Genomic DNA, 24389 nt, shown 5'->3' with positions numbered 1-24389 from the left:
GCCGGCGTTACGACATGGAGGCAACTATGCGCATCTGCGGTATCAAGCTGACGCATGACGGGGCGATCGCTCTTGTCGAGGACGGGCGGCTTGTCTTTAGTATCGAGCAGGAGAAGCGGGACAACAATCCGCGGTACCACACTATCGACAATCTCAATGCAGTTGTCGTCGCCTTGGCGGAGCACGGTGTGGATGCGCGGGATGTTGATGAGTTCGTTCTCGACGGCTGGATCGGGGACGTAGAGTCGCACTTCCAGGTCCTCAGTGGGGCGGCGCCTATCACTCTCAGAGGGGGTCCGTATCTTGAACGGCATGCCGAGGGCTTGATCAATTCGCACGACGGTTTTGGCCTCCTGCTCGATGGCAAGGGTTTTCCTTATAGAAGCTATCCGCATGTGACGGGCCATGTGGCCTCCGCGTACTGCACCAGTCCCTTCGCCAAAGCTGGACAACCCGCGTTCTGCCTGGTGTGGGACGGCTGTATGTTTCCACGTGTCTACTATGTAGAGCGCCGCGGCGCCCGGCACCTCGAATGCCTATTCCCGATGTATGGGCAGGCTTATGTCGTGGCGGGTCTTCATTTCGGACCTTACAATAGAGCGAACTACACCGGGTGGGGGGACCGAGGTATCGCCGGCAAGGTCATGGCTTATATCGCGCTCGGGTCTGTTGATCAAGATATCGTGGCGGTGTTTCGGGAGCTTTACGAGGAGCGCTTTGCGGCCGACGCGAAGCTTGCCCCTCATCACCGTGGGGACATCAACAGCATGGAGGCCTCACTTGCGGCTCTGCACGGCTTTTTTAATGCCAGCGCGCTCCGGTTCGAATCCAAATCATCTGAAGATGTGCTTGCGTCGTTTCATTGGTTCCTCGAGCATCTGCTAGTTCGCGAAATGGGGATTGCTTTGCAGCGGCACTCGCATCTTTCGAGATCGCGAAATTTGTGTATAGCCGGGGGCTGCGGGCTCAATATCAAATGGAACAGTGCACTACGGGCGACCGGGCTGTTCGATGCTGTTTGGGTGCCGCCCTTTCCGAATGACAGCGGCTCAGCGATAGGTGCTGCTTGCTCCGCAATGGCCGAGCACAAAGGTTTCGTGCCCTTGGAATGGTCGGTCTACAGCGGCCCGGCTCTGCAACCCAGCGAAGTTCCGCCCCAATGGGAAGTCGCGCCGTGCAGTATGCGTGAACTTGCTATCATCATTGCGAGCAACAAGCCCGTGGTTTTTCTGACCGGCCGTGCCGAGCTTGGACCTCGAGCGTTGGGTGGTAGAAGCATTCTTGCGGCCGCGACTTCGCCGCGAATGAAGGATCATCTCAATGGCATCAAACTTCGCGAATACTTCCGCCCAGTCGCGCCGATATGCCTGGAGGATCGCGCGCCCGAAATTTTCAATCCTGGAACGCCGGATCCTTATATGCTTTTTGAACACCAGACGCGAGCCGAATGGCGACACAAAATCCCCGCCGTTGTACATCTCGATGGGTCAGCGCGATTGCAGACCGTTTCTCGAACCTCTAAGCACACAGTCGCCGAGCTTCTCGTGGAATATGAAAAACTCACGGGCATTCCGCTGCTTTGTAATACGAGTGCGAACCTGCATGGACGTGGGTTTTTTCCGGATGCGGCAGCTGCTTGCCAGTGGGGACGCGTTGAAGACATATGGTGCGACGGCCTGCTTTGGACGAAAACGCGTACCTAGTGGCTCTGCACAGTGATTTTGATGGGTTGCGCCCCGCGGCGGTCAGGTTAGCTCCGGCAGGCTCTTGGGATCAACGAGGACCTCGATACTGCGAGGGGTCCTGGGCTGTCTCTTGATGAGGCCAGCGCGTTCCAGCGTCAGCACCATCTGGTGAACCGACGGCGGGCTGACGCGGAAATATTCCTGCATGTCGGTTTCGGCCGGGGGCCTGCGATGCAGCCGGGTATAGAGGTGGATAAAAGCCAGATACTGCTCCTGCTTGGGCGTGAAGGTTTTTGCCGCAGGACTCGCGCCGGCCATCCGATTCAGTTGTTCGTGCGTGCCTCGAACGAGGAGGCACGCCATGAATGTACGCTATCGTGTCGAACTCAGCCAAATCGAGCGCACTGAAGTCAGGGCGCTACTCAGCGGCGGCAAGCATGCGTCCCGCAAGCTCAAGCGGGCACAGATTTTACTGGCCGCCGATGGCGGAGCCAGCGACGAGGAGATCGCAAGGAGCGTCAGTGTCGGCGGGTCGACCGTGTACCGGACCAAGCGACGTTTCGTGGAAGGCAATCTGGAGCGAGCGCTAAGCGAAGAACCGCGTCCCGGAGCGGAGCGCAAACTCACGGGCAAGGAAGAAGCCTTGCTGGTGGCGACTGCCTGTACCAGTCCGCCAAAGGGCCGTGCCCGCTGGACGCTTGAGCTGCTGGCAGGCGCAATGGTCAAGCTCACCGAACACAAGAGCCTGTCGCACGAGACGGTTCGGCGGCGCCTGGCCGAAAATGGCCTCAAGCCCTGGCGCAAGGACATGTGGTGCATTCCGCAGGTCGACGGCGAATACGTCGCCCGCATGGAGGACGTGCTCGACCTCTACGCCGAGGCGCCCGACCCAAAGCGGCCGGTGGTGTGCTTCGACGAAAGCCCGGTGCAGCTCATCGGCGAGGTCCGTCAGCCGATCCCGGCCGAGCCCGGACGGCTCGAACGTTACGATTACGAGTATCGTCGCAATGGCACCGTCAACCTCTTCGTTCTCCTCGACGTGCATCGTCCCTGGCGCAAGGTCAAAGTCACGGAGCGGCGGGCCGCAGAAGAGCCCAATGCATGCGCGACCTCGTCGACATCCATTATCCCGACGCCGAGACGATCCGGGTCGTTCAGGACAATCTATCGACCCATTCTGCCGGCGCCCTCTATCAGGCGTTCCCGCCTGCCGAAGCCAGACGGATTTTGCGGCGGATCGAGTTCCACTACACCCCCAAGCATGCAAGCTGGCTCAACATGGTTGAGATCGAGATCGGCGTCTTGCGCGGACAGTGCCTCGATCGCAGGATCGACGACTCCAAGCGACTGCGCCGCGAAATCACCGCTTGGGAACGGCAGAGGAATGCTGCGCGCTCCCGCATCAAATGGATGTTCACCACAGACAAGGCCCGCGCCAAAATGGGCCGAGCCTATCCAGATCCTTGCAAAGAGTCATAATCACTGTGCAGAGGTACTAGTACCGGAATCAGAGCTGGGTGATAAGGCGGCCTTTGAATCGGCATTGACGGACGTGCGCAATGGCCGCTTCGGCCGGCAGCCCGCTGGGCACGACGTGCTCCGGGGCGTGCGCCTGCACGACAGGGCCCGAGCAGTGGCGACAGATGTGTTTCGGGCGGCGCATGCACCCGCCATTGCGCCGGGATTACGTCGAGGCGTTTGCTGACGTCCTCCCCGATCTTCGTCATGGCGCCGCAACCGCACGGACAGAGCGTGCTCGCAGGCTCGATGATCCGTTCCATGCGCGGCAAATGGGCAGGCAAGCAGCCGCGATTGCGATGAGAGCCTTGATCCGGCACGCTCCGCGATCGGCCCTTGATCACAGCCTCGGCTCTCTCCTGCGCCGCGTCCACGATGCCTTGCGCGATCTCCACGTCTTCGAGTGGTAAGTGATACTGATCTGGCCGCAGCTTCTCGGACTTCGCGCCGAACTTCTCGCGTCGCAATTCGCCGAGGATGACCTCCAGCCGACGCCGCGCTTCCTCTGACGCCGCCAGCGCCCCCTGGTGCTCGCTCAAGGCCGCCTGCGTTTGCGCCAAAAGCGCTTTCAGTTGTTCATTATCGTCGCGCAGTGCCGCGATGCTCATGCGCTATTTCGAGCACATCGCGGCCGCGCGTGCCACGTTCAAAATAGCTTCCGAGTCATTCTACCGCAGTTATCCAGCCGCCTGGGGACGCCGCGCTTCTTCCGGGCGGACCAACCTCCAATCCAGCCCCTCGAACAGGGCTGCGAACATCGCCGGCGATATCCGCATCACGCCGTCTGTGATCGTTGGCCAAACAAACCTGCAACCTTCGAGACGCTTGTGCGCCAACACCAGACCCGTTTGATCCCAGACCAAAATCTTGATCCGGTCCGCTCGTTTCGATCGGAACACGAAGGCTGCGCCGCTGAAGCGGTCGAGACGAAGCATCTCCTGCACCTTCGCCTCAAGCCCATCGTGGCCACAGCGGAAGTCGATCGGCCGCGTCGCGATGTAAATCTTCAGATCGGCACCGGCCGCGATCATCGTGACGCTCGCACTGCGCGGATCACCCGGGACAGCTGCTCGCGATGCCTCGCACGGCGCCAACATGCCTCTCTGTCGAAAGCGTCGGCGCCAATCGTAAATCTGCCAGCGCGTCGCTCCGTGCTTGCGCGCCACCTCGGACACCTGGGCACCAGGTAGCAGACTCTCGGCGACAATCCGGGCTCTCTCAGCCTCCGAACGCACACGGCGCCCCGACGGTCCTTCGAGGACCTCCAGTCGGCTTACCGGCCCTACCGGTGAGCCGTCCAAATGGACGTCCTTTTTGCTGTCCAATCCCATCCAAACCTCCGTTCCAAGCCGGAGGCTTCTTCGCACATTCATTCTAACTCTGAAGCAAGGGTATCGGCTTCGCGCTTACGGATTTTCTGGAAAAGTTGGATCCAATCAAAAGAGGCCTCCGGCGGGCATGCCGGAGGCCTCCTTGGAGGTTTTAACTTAGCTGTTTAGAGCTATTCCCTTTTCTCCTTCCGCTAGTTTGGTAGAAGCTCACCAGTTGCGCTGAGCACGCAGCAGCAGCACGAGACTGTTCTGGTCCTTCAGTTCATAGGTAGCGCCCGGCTTGGCGATACCGGCCTGTACCGGCAGGATCACGGTGCTTCCGCTCGCATACTTCTGGTTAAGCATCGAGTACGCGAGGTCAGCCGTGAAGGTCAGGTTCTTGACGGGAGTCCAGCGCGTGACCACACCGACAACCCCGTAATTGAAATCGGGGTTACAACCGCCGAGACCGCTTGAGAGCGCGAGGGTTCCGACGAAGGCGCCGCAGATGTAGCTCTGCGCTGTGTGGTTGTATCGCACAGCAGCCCACGCACCGTAGACGGCAGTATTCCACTGCGGATTCCAGTTGTGAGTGTAGGCGCCGTTGAAGCCGTAGGTCGTGGTCAACTCCTGGCCAGCGCCGGCAACGAACACGGAGTCGGAAACGCCAGCCAAGCCGACGCTCTGATAAGCGCCGGGCAGGCCCGTACCACCGTACATCGCGTAGGTATATGACGTATACGGGTGAAAGTTGTAGCCGCTTGCGCCGTTCGTATACACACCCTGGATATTGATCGTGTCGCCCGGGCCGGTCGGGATATTCTTGATCGACAGTGCGAGTTGACCAGCCCAGCCCCACTTGTCGGCGGGATGACCGGTTATTTCATCGACGCCATAGTAGCCAGTGTGGTTGTCATGCGCCGCGAGCGACGCCTGGAAGAGTCCCCAAGCCTGGTCGACACGAAGCGCGGCGATGAAGTCCGGCGTTCGCACAGCGCCGATGTCGCCAGCACCGTACGTTCCGGTGGCGAGACCTGCCGCCGTCGCGCCGCTCACGTTCCAGATGTTGGTTGTATAACGGACGACTTGGTCCTCAGCCGAGACGCTGAACGTGATGCCTTGGCCGAAGTCAGCTGTGTAGGCGAACTGATTCACCGCGTCCCAACCCGCTCCGCCCGGCAGGCCGTCGAAGGCGTTGCCCGGATAGTTTGTCCAGGGAGAAGAGAACTGGGACTGCGCCCTGCCCATCGTGAAACCGGCGAACTGAATGAACGCGTAGTAGATGCCGAGCGAACCACCCGTGATCGAGCCGGAGCCACTCGTGCCCACCGCATTTCCATTGTAGGACGTCGAGCCATTCACGGCAGTTGTGCCTGCGCCCGCGTAGCCACCCGCGGTCCACGCAAAGGCCAAGTCGGCGAAGGTGCGAACGACGCCATACTCGGTCGCAGTGCGCGTATCCATGCTGAGATCAGCACACGATCTGCTGGTGTAATAGTTACTGAGGCGGTTGTGGGCGGCGCCGATGCCGTTGTTGGCCGTGTTGAAGATGGAGTTGCTACCCACCAGCGTTTCAGCGCGGATGTAACCGCTCAGCTTGACGCAGGTGTCGCTGCCCGGGACGTAAGAGAATCCGGCGCCATACAGCGAGCGCATCTTCACGTACTCGATGGTCTTGGCCTTGGCGGGGAGGTCGGCTGCCTGTGCCCCGGCCACTTGCGAACATTGCCGCAGAACCGAGGATAAGACTCTTTCATCAGTTTCATGTATGAACCTACAAGTTGGAAACGTCGTTTCCGTCCTTCAAAGATCCGCTGCTGCTGGCCTCCCCCGACGGGCAGGTGCTGGACGGAACGACTTTCGGGGCCCCCTCGCGTCGATCAAACGCGTATTTCCGATTGCCAAATTGCTGCAATTAATTAATTCGGACAAGTCATCTTTCGATGGACGAGTGTCGCAATTGAGCAGCATCCGGGATAGTTGGATACTTTATAGGTCAAAAAAAGCCCCCGGGGCACCGGAGGCTCTCGTTGGAGATATTACATGATCGGTGCGTCAAACCCTCAACGATCCAGGTTCATACGTCGTACCCCAAATTGATTGTCTTAATTACTTTATTTATTACATGCCTCTCTTGCGGTTTGAGGTGTTTCTCGGTCGGGCCAAGAAGGCTAGGTCTTCACTTGTGGGAAATCACCGAGCGCCAACCGATCAGACCGGGTTTTGGCGGAAAGACCAACATGGCCGAACAAGAACAACTCGATAGAGCCCTTAAGGACTTCATCTGGAACATTGTCGAGGTCCACTCGCAACTCGAAGAAATACACAAGAGTTGGGCTCAGACGCTGGGAATAACTCAACCACAATGGTTGATCCTGATGGCTATTGATGAGCTCGACGAAGGTCGCGGGGTCTCGGGAATTGCGGTCGCAAATAAACTTCGAATTCATCCCGCCTTCGTTACAAACCAAACGAAGAGGCTCGAGGCGATGGAGTTTCTCAGCCGCGTAACATCGCCTGACGATGCACGATTCCTGCAAATCTCGCTGACGCCAAAGGCGCAAGCCGAAATCATGATGCTATCAAACAAAAGACAAGCGCTCATTTCGACAATGTTCAGCGGGCTCGATGAGGAATCCCTCAAGTACCTCAACAAGCGGCTTGCCTCGATCGCCAAGAATAGCCGATTGGCATCTCAAAAACTGAGTATCGGCTTATTATAGCGCGCGTCGATCGTGTTGACCTCGCGCTTGGCCAGTCCTTGCAGAACTTCGCGTATCAGATCGAGAACATCAATACGGCCATTCGCGGACAATTATGGCCAGCGGGCGCGACGCGCGCTTGAAAGGACAATGCGTTTGGAGCGATAAGAGAGCTTCTCTATCTATTTTGCTCCATCCCGGACTGGAGGCAACGATCACCTTTACGTCAGGATCTCCTTGCTCCCGAAACTCGGGTGGTTGCCCCTCTGAGATAACACCGCCCCAAGCATTTACTGCATCGAGGAAGTTCTGCTTACTGTCCTGGTCGACAATGCTTATGACGTCGAGGTGTGCGCGAGCTTATCCTCCAACCATCGGAAGATGCGCTCGTCGGAGACCACAAAGTTCTCGATCTCCCCCAGTGGGGTTTGGGCCACCCGTGGCATAGCCAACTCCAAGTCAACACGCGCCGCTGCACAGTCAGCTTGGAACTCGATCGCCTCGGTGGCTCTGACCATACTACTCCCACCGGCGACCACGAGAACTGGGCACCTCAACTGTTGCACCAATCGCGAGCGACGCGTCGACGCGGCATCCTCGTCCACTACATCTGCAGTCCTCGTCAACCAGCCTACAGAGGCCTCACTCCAGGCCCAATTCCAAAGACCGCCGTCGCAAACCGCCGCAGCAACGCGACGATCAGATACAGCGAAATCAGTGGCTAGAGCAGCTGACAGGCCCTCTCCGTAGATGCCAATCCGGCTGGCATCAACGTCGGGTCGAAGTGACAAATACTCCAAACAGGAAGACAACAATTCTTCCGATTGGCCGCGCCAGTAGTTTGCGACGTCGCGGTGAGAGACCACAAGAAGCGAGATGCCCCGATCTCTCACCGCTGACAAGAGCCTTCCGAGTAGAGTCGTCGCTGTTTCTTCTTCCCGGCTGATGCAAATGACTGCCGGGACGCATAAATCGCGACCACCTGCTGGCAAGTAGTAGGCCTGAAATTCAGATTGATCCCAGCACGGAATTTCTACGCGCTCTACCTTATGCTCCAGAGATAGCCCGAACCTCCGAATGCCGGCCTCGACCTTCGCTAAAATCTCTTCGTTTTGTGGATCGTCTTCATCAACTAGCCGCCTAGCAACTTCAAAGGCGGTAAGCGCGCAAAGCCAAGCCTCGGCCGCTTCAGCGAAGGCTCCCCTTTTCAGCTCGAGGTCACACTGGAGATAGTGAACATCCCCAATGTTCATCCATTTTGCTGCCCAGTTCTGCCGACCTAAGGCCTCGTAAATATCCTCGAGATTGTCGACGAACAGCTCGACTCCTCGACGTGTCGAGGCAAGATCACTCCTGATACGAGGCCAAGCAGCGCACAACATCCGTTTCGCCCTCGGTGCGGATCCCCACCATTCGTGACGGAATATTGACGGGCCTGTGGGCCGAAATTGCCTAATATGGGGCCCGATACGGAGGAAATTCTGCTTCTAATGGCGCAACGCGCAGGTTAACAGTCGAGCGACAGCCGCGAATAGAAAATTGCTGTCACACACCTCGGGCCTTGGCCGAAAGGTCTCCTTTCAGCCGTCAAGTATTGCATGTCAGATGCTAATCAAGTCCGTTGAAAGGGCTGCGTCTCAATCCACGGACGAAGAACTCCACCATCGAGGTGAAATCGAAGACGGGAATCCCGGTGGCCCGCTGGACGGCCGCGGCGTAAGGCGGGAGCTCTGAGCACTCTAGGAGAAGAATCCCAATATCCGGGCGTTTACTCAGCAGCGCCACCGCGGCATCGATTGTTTCGGTCTCGACGGCACTGATGTCCAGGTCACCGCTGCAAGTCACGAAAGCAGCGGTGAAAGCCGGGGCCGCCTCCAACCCGACAACGACAACACGCTCAGACTTCGCGCACAGCCCGGCAGCCGCAAGTAAGTCCGGCGTCAGAGAAGAAGCCGTCGCTGTAACGATACCGAGCGCCCTGTCTTGCGGAAGCATTCGTTCGAGGAACGGCCCAAGGAGCAGACTGGATAGCAGCACTGGTACATCGACCGCGGCGCGAACCGCCTCTTGGTAGCGGATCATGAACCCGCAATTAGAGGTGATCAGTTGGGCGCCCTCGGCTACCAGTTCGGTCGCGGCCTGCGCCACAACCGGCTCCAAGTCCCCAGCGTTGGGCCCAAGAATACGGTCGAAGCTGACGCCCGGTGGTAGCGCCTTGTAACGCACAGGGACACTCCATGTGCTGGCATTGCCGACGCTGCCCGGGATGAACGGGCGGTTGTAGGGATCACGAGGACGCTCGAACATTAAGATGCCCACAGGGGCGCCGTAGAACTGTGGTTTGGGCTTCAGCGGGGCGGAGCGCCGCTTCGTTTTAGTCGAATCTATCATCTAACATCAGATCCAATACGAAACAGACCAGTTGCACCGGCGGTAGCGTTCCCTCATTTGGCGGATCGCATCACCCGTCTACTATAAAATAAAACCATATCAAGGACCAATGACCGCAAGAGCTGGCGCTGGATAGAGGAAATACTGCGAAATGAGGCTGGCTCCTGCAGATCTTGAGCGCATCAGCCTTCGTCGGTTTCGATAGCCACGGTCGTCACCTGGGATTGATCTCGATGTCGACCCCGTTTCGCCAACGCGTTCGATTGTGGGCGCCGTGTCCTATGCGGAGTCAGAGTTTGGCGACTGCTGCACGGCACCTGCGTCCACGGGAGCACCGATCCGCAACGGCGCCTCCAGGCACTTCATCGTGCGGCACGGCACATGTTCACCGATGACGAGGGGCCCATGCAGGTCTTGCAGGCGTGAGCCGCCAAGAAGGCGTACCTGAACTCGGACGGAAGACCACTTGCAGCGCGGTGCCGCGCCCGCAACTCAGCGCTTGTCCGCTGGCTATCGATTATTGGTTGCCGCCGGTTCGCCAAGCTGACGACCATATCAATCCTGGATAGCGCCTCCGACAAAATTCGCCAGCCTTGAATCACTGGAGAATTTGGACCATTCTCTTTGCGCAATGTTCAATTCTTTCTACTCACTCCTGGTTAGGCGTGTGTTCGGCGCTCGCATCCAAACCGACAGCCGAGCTTTCACAATCGCAGTCCTTCGATCATCTGCCGGTGAACCTGGCGACTGCGATACAGCACCATCTCCTGCCAATCGGCTCTCTCCGGGTAATAGACCTGCTTGAGGCGTCGCCGAATTTCATAACCCACATCCGTTTCAAATTCGGTCGAGCGATAGGCGTAAAGCCAGTGGTCGGCACGCATTGCTGCTCTGACTGCTTCCGTAGGATAAGTTCCAAACTCCAAGCAAACGTAGACATGCCGATCGCCGAGGAGCCGCTGCCAGTAGTCATCCTGAGTGCCATTGAGCGCAACAGCCGACGAAGTCCCAAGATCCGGCGAGGTGACTGAAGGGCCAAAAATGTCATGGGCACGTTGGTAGCCGAACATCCCTGAGGCCTGCTCGCATTGGAGCTCGCCGTAGCCATAAGGTCCAAGGCCCGTGTGGTAGTCAACGATCAAGACGAATCGACGAGATTCTATACCATAGTCCAATACTATTCGTTCGAGTGTTTGACGCGCGACAGTCGGAGCGAAACCGCCGAAAAAGATCCCAGTCGGATGTCGGTACTGCCCGCTAGTCCGCGCTTTTCGTAAAGCAAGTTCACCGTGTGCTGTACGGAACTTACCTATTGTTGCCTCGGCGGCGGCGAAAAGTGGCCCGTCTAACTCACGCGGCACAAGGGAATCAGCGAGTAGATCGTAGGCTTCGTTATCAGGTAAGGGGCCCGTGAAATCGACAAAGTTTCGATTGAGGTCGCAGCCTTCTTGCGTGACGCGTCGATCCCATGCGAACCCATAAGGATTCAGCGCATGGATCAGTAATATCGCTTCATCAGATTTGAGCCTCTCGTAACCGCGTCCGGCGAGCCAATCGAGCTGTGCCGCGGATCCACAATACCCTTCGACACCATGCGTACCCGATATCATAATAGCCACTTTTGGGGCGCGCCGGTCGCCGAACCAGGCGACATCTGTCGAGAGTTCCTCGCCACGAGGCCCACGGGCCGCCGATGGATAGACTGCGGCATGGCCAACTGCGGCGTCGGCAACGTAATCGCGAAATTTTTGACGGGCCTCGAAATAAGTCGATGAGAAATGCTTATTCGCTGCATCCACAATGGCGTCGTTCATCGACATTTCAATCAAGCCTCACGATAAAATGGCAGGTACGGCAGCCAGTGGCGCGTACCTACGGACGCCACTAACGAAGACGGATCTAAGCTACAGTGTGAATCTGAGGCATTGCCCCAGCAAGTCGCGCGGCATCCTGCTTAGCGTTCCCGCGCTGTTTTTGACCGCCTCAGTCTAGCTAAACATTATCACCGTCATTCTTTCCAAGGCGTCGATAACTATTGTGGCAGCATCGTCTTGGGGTTGAGTACGGTCTTACCGCCCTCACGCGACGGACGCCATCGTCATCCGGCAGAGATCGGTGATGTCGTAGACAGGCAATCTTGCGATACGACGAATCCCTCTCGCAACCATCGGGAACGCCGCGCATTCGAATAGGATAGACGCGATCTCCGGATGCTTGGTGCGGAGTCGCACGATGCAGGCAGCGACATCCGTCTCGATCGCAGCCACATCGATCGGTGGCGCGGGACGCTTCAGCTCGTCGTGCCAGAACTTACCGCCTTCGATACCCCCGATCACAATTCTCGCTCGCTCGGCCGGATTGTCGATCCCAAGCAGATCTTCGCTGCAGTGAGTCGAATCGTAGGTCAGGACAGCAATCTTGGCCCGCGGCGGCAGCTGGCGAAGCAACGCCGGTACCAGGAGCAGACTCGACATCACGACAGGCACATCCACCGACGCGGCTACCGCCGACTGATGTCGGATGGAAAAGCCGCAGGTCGAGCTTATCGCAACGGCACCTCGCCCGACCAGCCGCCGAGCGGCGGCCACGAAAGCTGGCTCAAGCGCGGGATCACCGCGGACGACGTTTTCGACCCAAGCTCCTTCGACGGTTTCCACGATAAGCGGAAAATTGAAGCTAGCCGGGTTCAGCAGTGAGCCAGGCAGCGGCGTCGGGAGCGGAGCACCGGGTGGCAACCCGCGTTCGAGATGCAGTACTCCGAGAAAACGTGGGCTTTGCGATTCCATGGACGAAGTATATGGGCCATCTAAGGTCGATTTTCCCAATTTTAGACCTCGGGCAGCCGAAATTCTGCGTTGGAGCGACGCTATGCGAAGCTTGGTTGCAACGTCCAGCAAAAGAGACGGCGTGGTCGGGTGAGATTAAGGTCTACGAGTGACACATCGCGTTTCGAGCGAATTCATCCGATCGGAAAACAGCGACTATGGCTTAGATCTCTGCCTAGTCTAGCCTGTACCGCTCCAAGGCAGCGGAGCCAATGCCGGCGGATCAGTGGGAACGTCGATTAGAGTCGGCAGAGGCGACGCACGCGCTTCCAAATGCCTTCGAAAGATCCGCCAGATAAGGCCCGCGCCAAAATGGGCAGCGCCTATCCAGTTACTTCTAAACAGTCGTAATCACTGTGCAGAGACACTGGTTGTCGAAATCCAGCAGCGCTCAGCCGCTTTTTGCAAAAAACCGGCGCAGCGGAGGCCCTTTTTCGCCCTCACGTTACGAGGCCTCTGGCTTATGCTGTTGCGACACTGCCTCACATGTTTTGTGGTAGGCTACTAACTTTTCAGAGAGCCGACACATTGAGCATGGTTTTCACAAACCCAACCAACAGAGGTGTCTCTGCGATGACGAAAGTGCTGATTACGGGTGCCAACCGCGGTGTTGGCTTCGGTCTCGTGCGTCAATATGTCGCTGATGGAGCGGAAGTAATTGCCTGCTGTCGCAATCCCGCCAACGCTGACGCGTTAGGGGACCTCGCTTCTTCCTTCGAAGGTCGAATCCGCGTAATGCGCCTCGATGTCGGCGACGAGGCTTCGATCTCGTCGCTCAAGGAGTCGCTCGGTGACGAACCTATCGACGTCCTGATCAGCAATGCAGGAATTAACGGGACACCGAAGGACCAATCCGCCACCAGAATTGATCCCGAAAACTGGATCAACACGGTGCGGGTCAACGCGCTTGGTCCGATGCTCCTCGCGCAAGCTCTGGCCGAGAACTTGAGGTGCGGGTCTAAGAAAAAACTCGTGGCGATCAGCAGCGTGTTTGGCTCGAACGCGAAGGACTATGGCGCCGGGGTCGCAACCGCAACAAACAGATATGCTTACCGCGCCTCGAAGGCGGCCCTCAACAATGGCATGCGTGGTCTGGCACGGGACTGGGCAAAGGATGGCATTATCGTGGGCATCCTTGACCCGGGCTGGGTGCGCACCGATATGGCCGGCGAGGCTGCAGTCGCGTCTCCAACCTCGATTTCCGCCGACGAAAGTGCGAGCGGCATCAAGGGTCGAATCGACCTGCTCGGACCCGAGAGCAGCGGGATTTTCCAGCGGTTCTGGGGAGAGCCTATTCCCTGGTGATGCGCGGCGCAGCGGCAGCGACGGCATCCACTGTTGTCGCCTCTCTATGGGATCCAACTTTGCCGGATGCTTCGACCTCGAGGGCCGAGGTCGCCTGCAACGTACGCATCCGGCGTAGGCCGCAGGCTATTCGGGCGTCCAGCGCTTGAGCAGCTCTGGATTTTCTTTGTAAATTTGGATGAGCTCGATGAGGCGTTCAATGCCGAAGTCGGTGAACGCCTGGACACCATCTTCGCCAACGCCAAAGACCCATATGGCTCCATCCTCGATCTCCATTTCATTGGCGACGTCTCGTAGCCAATCTTCGTCTTCGCCGAGGTCTCTCGCGACCTGGGTGACGGTGGTGACGTGATGGACCTTGTTGACGTGGGTGGTCATGCCGCCGCTCGAGCGGAGAGCGCTGATGCCGGCGTCCAATTCCAGGGCAGCAGCTCGTCCAACCGATGAGCCGGGTGGGCCGCAATACGGGCAAGGACGTCGGCCAGCCAGGCTTGCGGATCGACGCCGTTCATCTTGGCTGTGACGACTAAGCTGTATATGGCGGTGGCGCGTCGCCCGCCGCGATCCGACCCGCAGAACAGCCAGGATTTTCGGCCAAGAGCAATACCCCTCAGCCCTCGCTCGGCGGCATTGTTGGAGAGGCACGCGCGTCCGTCCTCCAGGAACAGCGTGAAGCTCGCCCAGCGCTTCAGGATGTAGTTGAACGCCTTGGCCAGGTCGTGCCCACGGGAGAGCTTGGCGAGTTGGTCGCGCATGTAGACCTGGAGATCCTCGACCAGGGGCCGGCTCAGCGTCTGTCGCACCTGAAGACGCTCCTCGGCGTGTTTGCCGTTGATGGAGCGCTCGATCTCGAACAGCGCATCGATCCGTCTCACGACCTCGATCGCGATCGGCGAGAGCGGGATCTCCTTCTTGCCGGCGGCCTTGCGCCGGGCATTCTCTTCAATGTCGGCCATGGCAAAGAACGGCCGCCGTCCGTGTGACCAGCAGGCAGCCTCCCGGATCGGCCTAGGCTGGCGTCCCGCCAGATAGAGCTGGTTGTACCCGTCATAGGCGTCGGCCTGCAGAATGCCGGCATATCGGGCCAGATGCCCCTTCGGATGCTCGCCCTTGCGGTCGCGTGAGTAGCAGTAGAACATCGCCGCCAGCGGATCGGCGCCCCCAATTGGGGAGTATTCAGCGCCCGATGACACCAGCAGCGTCCCGTGTCGGTCCTGCCCTTGGCCAGCACCGGTACGGTCGTATCATTGGCATGAAGGCGCCCGGCCGCCATGACATGGGCCTCAAAGCGGTGCAGCAACAGATCTGGCGAGGCACAGACCGCCCCAAGGACATCCGCCATGGTCGACAGCGCAATCGGTACACCCTCCAGAGTGTAGCGCTCAGCGTGGCGGTTCAACGGCTGGTGCTGGAACTTCTCGAACATGATCTTGGCCGGCTGGCTGGGCCCGGCCCATCCGCTTGCGATGGCATAAGCGGTGCCGGTGCCTGACCGATTTTATCGCAGTCGTGGCAGGAGAACTCCAGAACTCCCGGACGATCTCAATCACCTTCCACTGACACGAGACACTTCCAGCGTCCGCATCACATCCTCGCCGAGCCTTGCGCAGGCGATTGCCGCCGCAGCATTCACATGCGAGATTGATCACCACACGCTCGCGTGGCGGGTGTTCGGGTAAGGTCTGCGCTCCGCGCGCTTGTGCGTAGATCCACGCACCGTCGGCGTCTTGGCCGGGGCCCGCTCGGCCGCTAGACGAGTTCGTCCTCGGTCGCGCCGGCTTCCAGCTCTTCGAGAACGCCAATTGCTCGATCAGCCGCGCCGAATGCTCGGACCATTGCTCATAGATCTCGAGCGATCCGAAGCTCCCGTGACGCGGAGAGCGCCCATTCCGGACCGTTCCATTCGGTTACCCGAGCGCGCCGGACTTGGTGAGCTCCTCGAGCTGCTGACTGGTAAAACCGAGTTCGGAAAGCACACTATTCGTATGAGTTCCGCGCGCCGGCACGCGCGCGGGTCCGGACAACGGTATCGCGGAAAACCGCGGTGCCGCGACCGCCTGCAGGACCCCGTCGACAGTCGTATAGATACCTCGTTCAGCGTTGTGCGGGTGCACGGCCGCCTCAGGTGGACTCAGGATGGCTGCGAAACAAGCATCGGTACCCTTGAACAATTCGCACCATTCGTTGCGCGTCTTGGTCGCGAACAGCGAATCCAATTCCGCCGAGAGTGCCTGCCATGCCTCGGGATGCTGCTGCGCCCTGACAAATCGCTCATCCTCGTCCAAACCGAGACATTTGATAAGTTCGGCGTAAAAGTGCGGCTCATCGGCTTCGAGACGGATCCACTCCCCGTCTGCGCACCGATACGAACGAGCGTAGAATTTTCCGTAGCTGTTTGGCCTAGCGAGCTCGAAGCTGCCGCCGCGATACGGAATAATCAGCGAGAGCATCAGATTGAGCATGTTCGCGGCCCCATCAACCATTGCCGCATCCACTACTTGTCCGTGGCCGTCCACGCGCGCACGAAAGAGGGCCGCGAGGAGGCCGAACGTGAGGTAGAGCGCTCCGCCGCCTACACCTGCAAGCAAGCCCAGCGGAGGCTCGGGCCGTTCGCCGGCCTGAGTCGAAACCCAGGTCGCGCCAGAAACAGCCGCAAAGGTGCTGTCGTAGCCTGCGGCGTGCGAAAGAGGTCCTGATTGTCCCCATCCCGTCAAGCGACCGTAGACCAGGCACGGTCGGCGTGCGAGGCAAACATCTGGCCCGAGTCCGAGCCGCTCCATCACGCCAGGTCGCATGCCTTCGATGAGGGCGTCGGCTCCTTCGATAAGCTTCAGTACAGCGTCGACCGCCTCTGGCTGCTTCAGATTCAGGATCATCGAGCGTTTGCCGCGGTTGCAAATTTCCCACGGCCTCGGTTGACCGGCATCGGCGGCCGGGCGCTCGATGGTGGTCACCTCCGCACCGAGGTCCGCGAGAAACATGCCGCAGAACGTGCTGGGCCTCGCAGACGCGATCTCTACCACCTTGATTCCATCCAATACACCCATCGATTGAACCTCTCCGTCTCGATGATTTGGCAAATAGCGCTTCGGCTAGCGACTCACCCTAACGCGCCCGACTGCCTCAAATCATCGATCTCCCGCGGGCCAAGCCTCAATTCGTAAAGCAAGTCTTCCGTGTGTGCTCCACGTGCAGGCACCCCGCTTGGTGCGGCTGACGGCGTGGACAGAAAGCGCGGCGCCGCCACGACTTGTAAGATGCCGTCGAGCTGCGTGTAGAGGCCGCGGGCAACGTTATGCGGATGCACAGCTGCGTTCGGAGGGCTCAGAACCGGCGCAAAACACGCATCGGTTCCTTCCAGCGACTCGCTCCATTCGTCACGCGACTTGCTGGCGAAAAGCTGGGTGAACCTTTGGGAGAGAATTGGCCACAACTCGGGATCGTCCAGCCCACGTGCGGCCTGTTCATCTTGGTCTAGGCCAAGCAGCGCAATGAGTTCCGAATAGAACTTCGGCTCCATGGCGGCAAGATTGATCCAATTGCCGTCGGCGCAACGATAAGAGCGGGCAAAATGCCTCTCGTCGGACGCAGGCTTCCCGCTACAAAAGTTTCCGCCCCCTTGCGCAATCGTGGACAAGAGTTGGTTGAGCAAGTGAGCAGAGCCGTCCACCATCGCGGCGTCGACCACTTGGCCGCGTCCGCCTTTGCGTGCGTGCATGACGCCGGCGAGGACGCCGATTGCGAGATAGAGCGAACCTCCTGCGACATCTCCGAGCAAACTCAGTGGTGGTTCGGGACGCTGACCCCGCGCGATGGACAGCCACAGGGCCCCTGAGATACCGATGTAATTGCCATCGTGTCCGGCAGTGAGCGCAAGCGGACCGTGCTGGCCCCAGCCGGTCATGCGCCCATAAACGAGTGATGGCCGTCGCGCAAGGCAAACGTCGGGACCGAGCCCGAGCCGTTCCATGACGCCTGGACGCATGCCTTCAATGAGTGCGTCGGCCCGCTCGACAAGCTTCAAGACGGCATTTACCGCCCCTGGCTTCTTCAAATCCAGCACTATCGAGCGTTTGCCTCGGTTATAGATCTCGGAAGGCCTCGGTTGACCTACATCCGTGGCGGGTCGCTCGACCATGACCACGTCCGCGCCGAGATCAGCGAGCATCGAGCCGCATACCGGCGCTGGGCCCAAGGAGGCCATTTCGACCACCTTCAATCCATCAAGCACGCCCATCAATGTTCCTTTCCGTCATATCCCCTCTGCTGCACCTCAATGGCTTGCGCCAAGGGAAGGCGCTTTAACAGCCCGGCTGGGCAAGGCCGGTACAAAGTATTCGAGATCCCCTCCCCCTTTATTTGACGAAGACTGGCTTAGACCTGCAGCCGGTAGAAGCGTGCGGCGGTGGCGAAGAAGAGTTCATGCTTTTCGTCTTCCGAGTAGGGTCTGGCCAATAGCTTAAAAGCGTTCCACAACTTTGCGTAGTTACAGGTCAAAGCGTCGACCGGAAAATTGCTCTCGAACATTGCACGAGAGGGCGAGAACGCCTCAATGCATGCGTCGATGAAAGGTCGCCATTCGTCGGCTAGCTGCGCAGAAGACGCGGGCGGCTCGGCCATGTACGAAGGAAACGCGGCATAGTGCATCCCCAGGCCGCCCAACTTCACATAGACGTTCTCACATTGTGCGAGTAACTCGATATTGGCGCGCCAGATGTGGAAACGGTCCGCGCGTTTACCGGCGTACACCCCAGTTCCCAGCGGTGCGCCGACATGGTCGAGGCAGATCGGCGTGTCCGGGAAGGCGCGCGCGAGATCGATCAGGTCCGGAAGCTGCGGCTCGAGCAACCAAGCATCAAATGAAAGACCAAACCGAGCAAGGCAGCGAAAGCCCTCACGGAATCCAGCGTCCCGTAGCAGGCCAGGTCGACGACGTGGAGAAGGTGCCACAACATTCGGATCGGCATCATAAGCCGCGCTTTGACGAATCCCGCGAAACCGTCCGCCGCCAGCCATGGTGTGAGCTTCGAGCACTGCCATAACGCGCGATCCAAGGGTGAGGTCGGCATAGCCTACGATCCCAGCGCACGGCCGTCCGTCGCCATATGTACCGCTGGCACCCATTGCCGCGATTCCATTGACGAACTCGGTTTCGCCGACAGGCGCCATTTCGTTAGCTCCACTGGCGCGATACATCGAATCGCATTCGAGATGGACCGTAGCGCGAATATTGTGACCGCTATTCAGATCAGCGAGCAACTCGTCGAGCAGGTATCGCGGCGTGTGCACTCGAACATCGTCGAAGGGATCCCTTGGTGCGGCCGATGCTGCCACGCGGCGACTTAGATCCCACAGGTGGTGGTGCGGATCGATAATCGGCCGCGTGGGCTCGAGAATAGATTCGTCGTTACGGCCGTTCATCGGTTCAGGGTCAAGCGCTATGGAGAGTATGCGGCGTGCTGCTTAGGAGCTCCGCGCCCTTATCGGTGACGAGCACATGCTCGCTGCACCCAATCATGATGTCGCTTTCCCCGAACAGGATAACGGGCATGTGGAATGTCATACCAGCCTCTAGGATGTCCTTCGATTCGGGTTCGAGACTCAGGTTGGCCCGACCACCCCAATGGATTCCCGTGTGGTAGCCAGTGCGGTGGCGGAACGCCCGTGGAAGGGCTGATTTCCTAACCACCTTGCGCGCTGCAGCATCCACCGAAGCCGCGGTAACACCCGCCTTGATCGCGCCGAAGGCCTCTTCGAGGGCGTCCACGGCCAGAGCATGCACGAACTCCGCTTCGGGATGCCTTCCCAGGACGGCAGAGCGGACGATCCCGGCCGCGTACCCGTGCTTCGCTCCGCCGACCTCGATCATGGCAGGCTCATTGTTCTTAATCTGGTGAGATGTTGCCACGCCGTGTGGAATCTTCGTGCGCTCACCAAACGCGATGTTTGTTGATGTTGTCCAGAGTTCGCCACCGACTTTCGCGACTTCCCTCGTCATGGTGTCGCTCAATTCCTCCTCGCTGAGGCCGGCGCGCAGCGAATTCTGGAAGGTACGCACCGCAATATCCGTCATGGCCATGGCCTCGCGCATCACCTTGAGCTCGAGATCAGTCTTCACGGCCGCGAGCTGCGGGATCAGGTGGGTCGCATCGACCAACTTCATGTTCGGCAGCTCCGCCTGCAGCTCGGTTACATCTTTAGGCGCAAGATTCCAGCATCCGAGCTGCAGCCCGACCCTTTTGTCATGGACGCCATAACTCTTCAGGACCCCACCGATGGCCTTGGGCCAGTCGGGCAGGTGCGTGTAAGTCACGAACGTGTCAATGCAGCTGTACGCGCGAACACCAGTCAACTCGTACTCGCGGATCACATACACGGGCGATCTGCCTGGCACAAAGACGACCGGGAACGGCCTAAAATACCCACCATATCCGTTATAGCCGGTAAGGTACCGCTGATGGTGAAAGGCGGTGACAAGCAGCGCATCGATTTCGAAGCGCTCCATGGCCTTGAATACCTTCTCGTGCCGGAGCTGGTATTCCCACTTCGGGAACGGAATGCCAGTGAACGGAATTGGCTCGGATGTAGTCATCATATCTCCCTTGAGCCTGCAAGCACTGCGGACGATCTTTAGGAGAGTCTCTTTCGAGCTCTCACATTAGCTGCATGCGCAACCTTCTCAGATGTTGAACGCAGTGATGGCGCTCGCGACGCCCTGCACCTGGAGGGCCCCCCATCTCGAAGAAGGCGCACGCGGGCGCGACGCAGCTTTTCAGTTGGCGCATCCACAATAAGGTACGGGAAACATTATGCGCGAAGGCGGCAATTTCCCAGGGCGCATTGCAGGAAATCTGCATTGGATAAAGGTTGTTAGTCGGGAAAAGACTCTCTCCAGAACATGCTCTGCACATTGGTGTAGAGCAATCTTGTCCCGGTCGACGGAGGAGCAAGGCCGCATGAATGGTATGCATTGAGATGGAGGATCGAGGTGTTCCACGAGATTCTTAAATCGGGCGACGAAGCTCCCGACATTGCTAGCAAGATCATCAACTTCGGCTTATAGTCGGGTTACTCAATGCTCGAATGAGCAATGCAACTGAGGTACCTTGATAGAGCCGGAGCTGAGTTATGCGGGATTTTGGGGCGCGCCCCGAAGGGGGCGTATCAACAGTGGAGAAAGATTTCTCCCAGAGAGTTGTCGATTGATTTGATAGCTGACGAGCGGCTCGGAGGACAACTGACGGATCGGAGCCTCATCAATTGGACGGCTGAGCGATCCAGCGGCCGTAACGTGAGTGAACTCAGAGCAGGCCTCGAAAGAAGCAATGTGGATGCACCCCCCAATGTGGACCGCCATCTCACATTGTGAAGATTCGTCCCGGATTTAGGATGTTTTTCGGATCGAGCGCGCGCTTGAGCGTACGCATCGTTTCAATTTCCTCCTGCGTCCGACTCATCCTCAGGTAAGGACGCTTCAGAATGCCGATGCCGTGTTCGGCCGAGATCGACCCGTCAAATTCGCCGGTGATCTGATAGACAAGGTTCTCGAATTCCTCCCGCCTGTCAGGCGTGTGCTCATGATGAAGCACCACATGCAGGTTGCCATCACCGACATGACCGAAGACGATCACGAACGCGCCGGCGTCGACCGCCTTGATGCGCGATCCGATCACTTTTACATATTCCTCTGTCCGATCGATGGCGAGACTGATGTCGAAGCCGATACGTGCGGCGTAAGGGAAGCTACGGTCAAGTTCCGATGTGGAATCGCGGATGCGCCACATCGCTGCTGCGGATGAATTCGAGGTCGAGAGCGTGGCGTCAAGGATCATGTTCTCGGCCATTGCGAGCTCGAGCAGCTTCTCGAGATCGGCATGGACACGGTCGGGGTCATCACCGCAAGCCTCGATCAACACGTAGAAGGGATGGTTGGTAGGCAGCGGCCCGATCACACCCTTCACTCGCTCGACGACCATGCGGTAGTACTCGTTCCACATTACCTCGAACGCGGTCAGTTGTCCGTCGAGGTGTTTTCGAGCCATGCCCAGGAAGGAGGTGACTTTTTCGAACGACGGCAGAGCGCAAAGCGCCACTTTCCGCTCCTTAGGTGCGGGAAAGATGCGCAACGTGGCGCGGGTCACCACGCCGAGAATCCCCTCGCTCCCGATGAAAAGCTGCTTCAGGTCGATGCCGGCGTTGTTCTTGATGTATTTGCGTAAGCCCTGCAGCACGGTCCCGTCGGCTTTCACGACTTCGAGGCCGAGGATCAGCTCGCGCGTCATGCCGTAGCGAATTACACGGTTGCCGCCGGCATTAGTCGAGATGTTGCCGCCGATGGTACAGCTACCGCGCGCACCGAGATCGAGCGGAAACATGTAGCCTTCCTGCTCGACCCGCTCCTGGATTTTTTGCAGTGGAGTTCCGGCCTGCACAACGGCTACGCCTGCCGAGATATCCACCTCCTCGACCGCGTTCATGCGTTCCATAGACAACACAAGTTCGTTGGCATTCGGCAGCGCGCCTCGCACCAACCCTGTCATGCCGCCCTGCGTCGTCACCGGCACTTCTTCACGATGACAAAGCTGCAGGAACGCCGAGATCTGTTCCGTTGTCCTTGGACGGACGACCGCTCGCGGCTTGGCGACCGATTTACCAGCAAAATCATGGTAGTAGCGCGCGTCTATGTCGGTGCCGGTCAACACCGAACCCTTGCCGAGCGCTTCGCGCACTTCGTCTATGAAACGATCAGACATGCTTCCTCAATGCCAAGTTCATGAGCCAACCTCGGCAGCCGACATTCGCAATTGATCCGATCTTGGACAGCCCTTGGCAACCGCGCAGAACGACATGATGATCGACGAGAGTGCGCCCATAGCTCTGCGCCCGCGTACGAGACCAAGTATTGAGCAACGGCTGAGGCCACAAAATGAAATGCTAGCAGTATCCCTCTTCGTCAACGTTCCCCCTCGTCAATACCGACCTAGTATGCCCGCGCTCGGCCGAACTTCGATACCACGTTGAGATATGATCGTTGCGTCGCCGGCGACATATTGCGGTCCGACAAGTCGTCGATCATGCGTCGGGGGAGAGGGCTCATCTGGACCACCTCCTGTCTGAAGGGTTGAGCTCTGAAAACTCTCGATCCTCTCAAACAGGAGGTGACCGTTACGACCTCCAGGCAAATATCGCCAGCGGCTTCGTTCAATACTCTAATGTTAACGGGCCTCGCCGGTGACGCCCCCCTCCCCGCGCACTCGACCGAGCCATTGATTGCAATGGAACTCATGATGCCCGCCAAGTCGTCCAACGCTCCTGAATGTGATCTATGTTGGTCTTGCCGTCCGCGCGCTTCGCATCAAGCCAAGCGGTGTCTTCGATGATGCACTTCGAAGCGTTCTCCGGACTGACGGAGAGCAGCGGTCTCAACTCCGCGGGCAGGTACTTGAGCTGATCTGGATTCGGCGCGGGATATCCGGTACCCAGGGTCCACCCGGCCGCAATCTGCGCGCGGTTCATGAAGGCTAGGAGCTTCTGCGCGTTCGCTGTGTTGGGCCCACCCTTCAGGATCACTGAGTAGCTGTTGGTCAAATAGGCACCGTCCCAGACAAATTTGATTGGCGCTCCTTGGCGGATCGCACTAACCAAACGACCGTCGTACGCGCTGGCTATCGCATATTCTCGGTTGATCAGGAGTTGAGGCGCTTCTCCGCCGGCACTCCACCATTTCGTAATATGCGGTTTGATCTCGTTGAGCTTTTCGAAGGCGCGATCGAGCTTATCATCAGTGAGCGGCCAGATATCCCTGGATGCGACACCGGCGGCAACAAGTGCACTCACGTAGTTAAACTTAGCCTCGGCAGCGTAGAGTCCCCGCGGCCCCGGAAAGCTCTTGACGTCCCAAAAATCCACCCAATTTTTCGGACCCCCCTTCGGAAAGGCGCGCTTATCATAAGCGAGCACCATCGAATACGAGTATCCGACGACCGCATCTTTGTTGAGGCGAGTGTTCGGCGGCAACGCCTCGATCGACTCCGGATCCCAGATGCCGTAATCAATCGGCGCGAACATCCCGGCTTTATGCATTTCTAGATAAGGCGGGCCAAGAGTGGTCATATCCCAATCGATGCGGCCGGCCTTATTCATGGCCTCAATCAGGGGACCAGGGTGGTCGCCCGTCGCATCGATCACCTTGATGCCGGTGGCCTTCGTGAACGGATCGAAGACATATCGCCGAATACCTTCGGTGAAAGAGCCACCATAGCTGAAATAGATGACTTCGCCGCTACCGGCGAGTTTTTCCTCCGCCCAAGCCACCGTGCTCTTGGCTACGAAGGGGATGCTTAGCAAGGCCGCCGCTGACTCGAGTAATGAGCGTCGGCTCAACCCGCAAAGGGATTGGTCACCGGAATTTTGATTGGTCATAATGTTGTCCCCCTCACTCAAGCAGAACTATGATCCGCGGATGCACGATCGTGACCGGATGCCGACGCATAAAGTCTGCGTAATAGGGCTAGAATTGAAAAAATCCTGCAAAATTAATGCCGCATTTTGCTTTTCGGCATGATGAGCTGCCAGACGTCCCGACACGCAGGCCCACTCAAAACCGGGCTGCGGCGTGAGCCGATGTGCCGAGAATGGTGTCTTTGAGCCCAC

At 58.6% G+C, this 24389-nt stretch carries 17 protein-coding genes and 5 pseudogenes; 4 read left to right on the top strand and 18 right to left on the bottom strand.

The features are described 5' to 3' along the window. Positions 1 to 26: 26 nt before the first annotated feature. A complete protein-coding gene (nodU, locus tag JJC00_RS08280) occupies positions 27 to 1703 on the top strand; it encodes a nodulation protein NodU (protein WP_200472138.1) in 1677 nt (558 codons plus the stop codon). Between the two features lie 42 nt (positions 1704 to 1745). Here the strand turns inward: nodU and JJC00_RS08275 are convergent, their stop codons facing one another. Further along, positions 1746 to 2003 carry a LexA family protein gene (locus JJC00_RS08275; protein WP_433996518.1) on the bottom strand — a complete coding sequence of 86 codons (258 nt, stop codon included), beginning with the start codon at positions 2001 to 2003 and terminating at the stop codon, positions 1746 to 1748. Positions 2004 to 2046: 43 nt separating this feature from the next. Here JJC00_RS08275 and JJC00_RS08270 point away from each other — a divergent pair. Further along, positions 2047 to 3164 (top strand): annotated as a pseudogene (locus JJC00_RS08270) (IS630 family transposase). On the opposite strand, the gene JJC00_RS08265 reads toward JJC00_RS08270, so the two are convergent. The 4 genes and pseudogenes from JJC00_RS08265 to JJC00_RS08255 form a co-directional block, all read right to left on the bottom strand. After that, complete coding sequence (locus JJC00_RS08265) at positions 3137 to 3634, bottom strand: IS66 family transposase zinc-finger binding domain-containing protein (protein WP_246774260.1); 498 nt, start codon at positions 3632 to 3634, stop codon at positions 3137 to 3139. The pseudogene JJC00_RS08270 and the gene JJC00_RS08265 overlap by 28 nt on opposite strands. A gap of 246 nt (positions 3635 to 3880) precedes the next feature. Next, complete coding sequence (gene tnpB, locus JJC00_RS37945; RefSeq protein ID WP_246774259.1) at positions 3881 to 4234, bottom strand: IS66 family insertion sequence element accessory protein TnpB; 354 nt, start codon at positions 4232 to 4234, stop codon at positions 3881 to 3883. Positions 4235 to 4348: 114 nt separating this feature from the next. Continuing rightward, positions 4349 to 4534, bottom strand: a pseudogene (locus JJC00_RS37940) (transposase); the annotation flags it as partial. Positions 4535 to 4741: 207 nt separating this feature from the next. Next, positions 4742 to 6239, bottom strand: a pseudogene (locus JJC00_RS08255) (porin). Positions 6240 to 6753: 514 nt separating this feature from the next. Here JJC00_RS08255 and JJC00_RS08250 point away from each other — a divergent pair. Next, entirely contained in the window at positions 6754 to 7236 is a 483-nt protein-coding gene (locus JJC00_RS08250) for a MarR family winged helix-turn-helix transcriptional regulator (protein ID WP_200472135.1), read from the top strand. A 314-nt stretch (positions 7237 to 7550) separates the two neighbouring features. Here JJC00_RS08250 and JJC00_RS08245 read toward each other — a convergent pair whose 3' ends face one another. The 4 genes from JJC00_RS08245 to JJC00_RS37935 all read right to left on the bottom strand — a co-directional run bounded on the left by JJC00_RS08245 (position 7551) and on the right by JJC00_RS37935 (position 12392). After that, entirely contained in the window at positions 7551 to 8597 is a 1047-nt protein-coding gene (locus tag JJC00_RS08245; protein ID WP_200472134.1) for an alpha/beta hydrolase family protein, read from the bottom strand. Between the two features lie 226 nt (positions 8598 to 8823). After that, a complete protein-coding gene (locus tag JJC00_RS08240; protein ID WP_200472133.1) occupies positions 8824 to 9606 on the bottom strand; it encodes a hypothetical protein in 783 nt (260 codons plus the stop codon). 704 nt (positions 9607 to 10310) lie between these two features. Continuing rightward, the gene (locus tag JJC00_RS08235; RefSeq protein ID WP_200472132.1) at positions 10311 to 11420 is read right to left on the bottom strand and encodes a M14 family metallopeptidase; all 1110 of its coding nucleotides are present in this window, start codon (positions 11418 to 11420) and stop codon (positions 10311 to 10313) included. A gap of 264 nt (positions 11421 to 11684) precedes the next feature. After that, the gene (locus JJC00_RS37935) at positions 11685 to 12392 is read right to left on the bottom strand and encodes a hypothetical protein (protein WP_246774135.1); all 708 of its coding nucleotides are present in this window, start codon (positions 12390 to 12392) and stop codon (positions 11685 to 11687) included. A gap of 612 nt (positions 12393 to 13004) precedes the next feature. Between JJC00_RS37935 and JJC00_RS08225 the strand changes: the two genes are divergently transcribed. Next, positions 13005 to 13736, top strand: coding sequence for an SDR family oxidoreductase (locus JJC00_RS08225; protein WP_200472131.1), 732 nt, complete (start codon positions 13005 to 13007; stop codon positions 13734 to 13736). 126 nt (positions 13737 to 13862) lie between these two features. On the opposite strand, the gene JJC00_RS08220 is transcribed toward JJC00_RS08225, so the two are convergent. The 9 genes and pseudogenes from JJC00_RS08220 to JJC00_RS08185 all read right to left on the bottom strand — a co-directional run bounded on the left by JJC00_RS08220 (position 13863) and on the right by JJC00_RS08185 (position 24158). Further along, positions 13863 to 14114: a hypothetical protein gene (locus tag JJC00_RS08220; RefSeq protein ID WP_200472130.1), complete on the bottom strand. Its 252-nt coding sequence runs from the start codon at positions 14112 to 14114 to the stop codon at positions 13863 to 13865. Next, positions 14111 to 15586: pseudogene (tnpC, locus tag JJC00_RS08215) on the bottom strand (IS66 family transposase); the annotation flags it as partial. The pseudogene tnpC and the gene JJC00_RS08220, both read right to left, overlap by 4 nt. 57 nt (positions 15587 to 15643) lie before the next feature. Beyond that, the gene (locus tag JJC00_RS08210) at positions 15644 to 16783 is read right to left on the bottom strand and encodes a CaiB/BaiF CoA transferase family protein (RefSeq protein WP_200472129.1); all 1140 of its coding nucleotides are present in this window, start codon (positions 16781 to 16783) and stop codon (positions 15644 to 15646) included. A 53-nt stretch (positions 16784 to 16836) separates the two neighbouring features. After that, positions 16837 to 17973 (bottom strand): CaiB/BaiF CoA transferase family protein, encoded by a 1137-nt coding sequence (locus JJC00_RS08205; RefSeq protein ID WP_200472128.1) that lies wholly within the window; start codon positions 17971 to 17973, stop codon positions 16837 to 16839. A gap of 137 nt (positions 17974 to 18110) precedes the next feature. Next, on the bottom strand, positions 18111 to 19157 hold the full coding sequence (locus JJC00_RS08200; RefSeq protein ID WP_200472127.1) for an amidohydrolase family protein: 1047 nt from the start codon (positions 19155 to 19157) through the stop codon (positions 18111 to 18113). Between the two features lie 10 nt (positions 19158 to 19167). Then, entirely contained in the window at positions 19168 to 20328 is a 1161-nt protein-coding gene (locus tag JJC00_RS08195; RefSeq protein ID WP_349643536.1) for a M24 family metallopeptidase, read from the bottom strand. 766 nt (positions 20329 to 21094) lie between these two features. Further along, positions 21095 to 22489 (bottom strand): FAD-binding oxidoreductase, encoded by a 1395-nt coding sequence (locus JJC00_RS08190; protein ID WP_200472125.1) that lies wholly within the window; start codon positions 22487 to 22489, stop codon positions 21095 to 21097. A 242-nt stretch (positions 22490 to 22731) separates the two neighbouring features. Then, positions 22732 to 22842 (bottom strand): annotated as a pseudogene (locus tag JJC00_RS38920) (tyrosine-type recombinase/integrase); the annotation flags it as partial. A 176-nt stretch (positions 22843 to 23018) separates the two neighbouring features. After that, entirely contained in the window at positions 23019 to 24158 is a 1140-nt protein-coding gene (locus JJC00_RS08185; RefSeq protein WP_200472124.1) for an ABC transporter substrate-binding protein, read from the bottom strand. Positions 24159 to 24389 lie beyond the last annotated feature (231 nt).

The sequence above is a fragment of the Bradyrhizobium diazoefficiens genome (genome assembly GCF_016616885.1).
Lineage (GTDB): Bacteria > Pseudomonadota > Alphaproteobacteria > Rhizobiales > Xanthobacteraceae > Bradyrhizobium > Bradyrhizobium diazoefficiens_F.
This window is presented reverse-complemented; position numbering and strand designations above follow the sequence as displayed.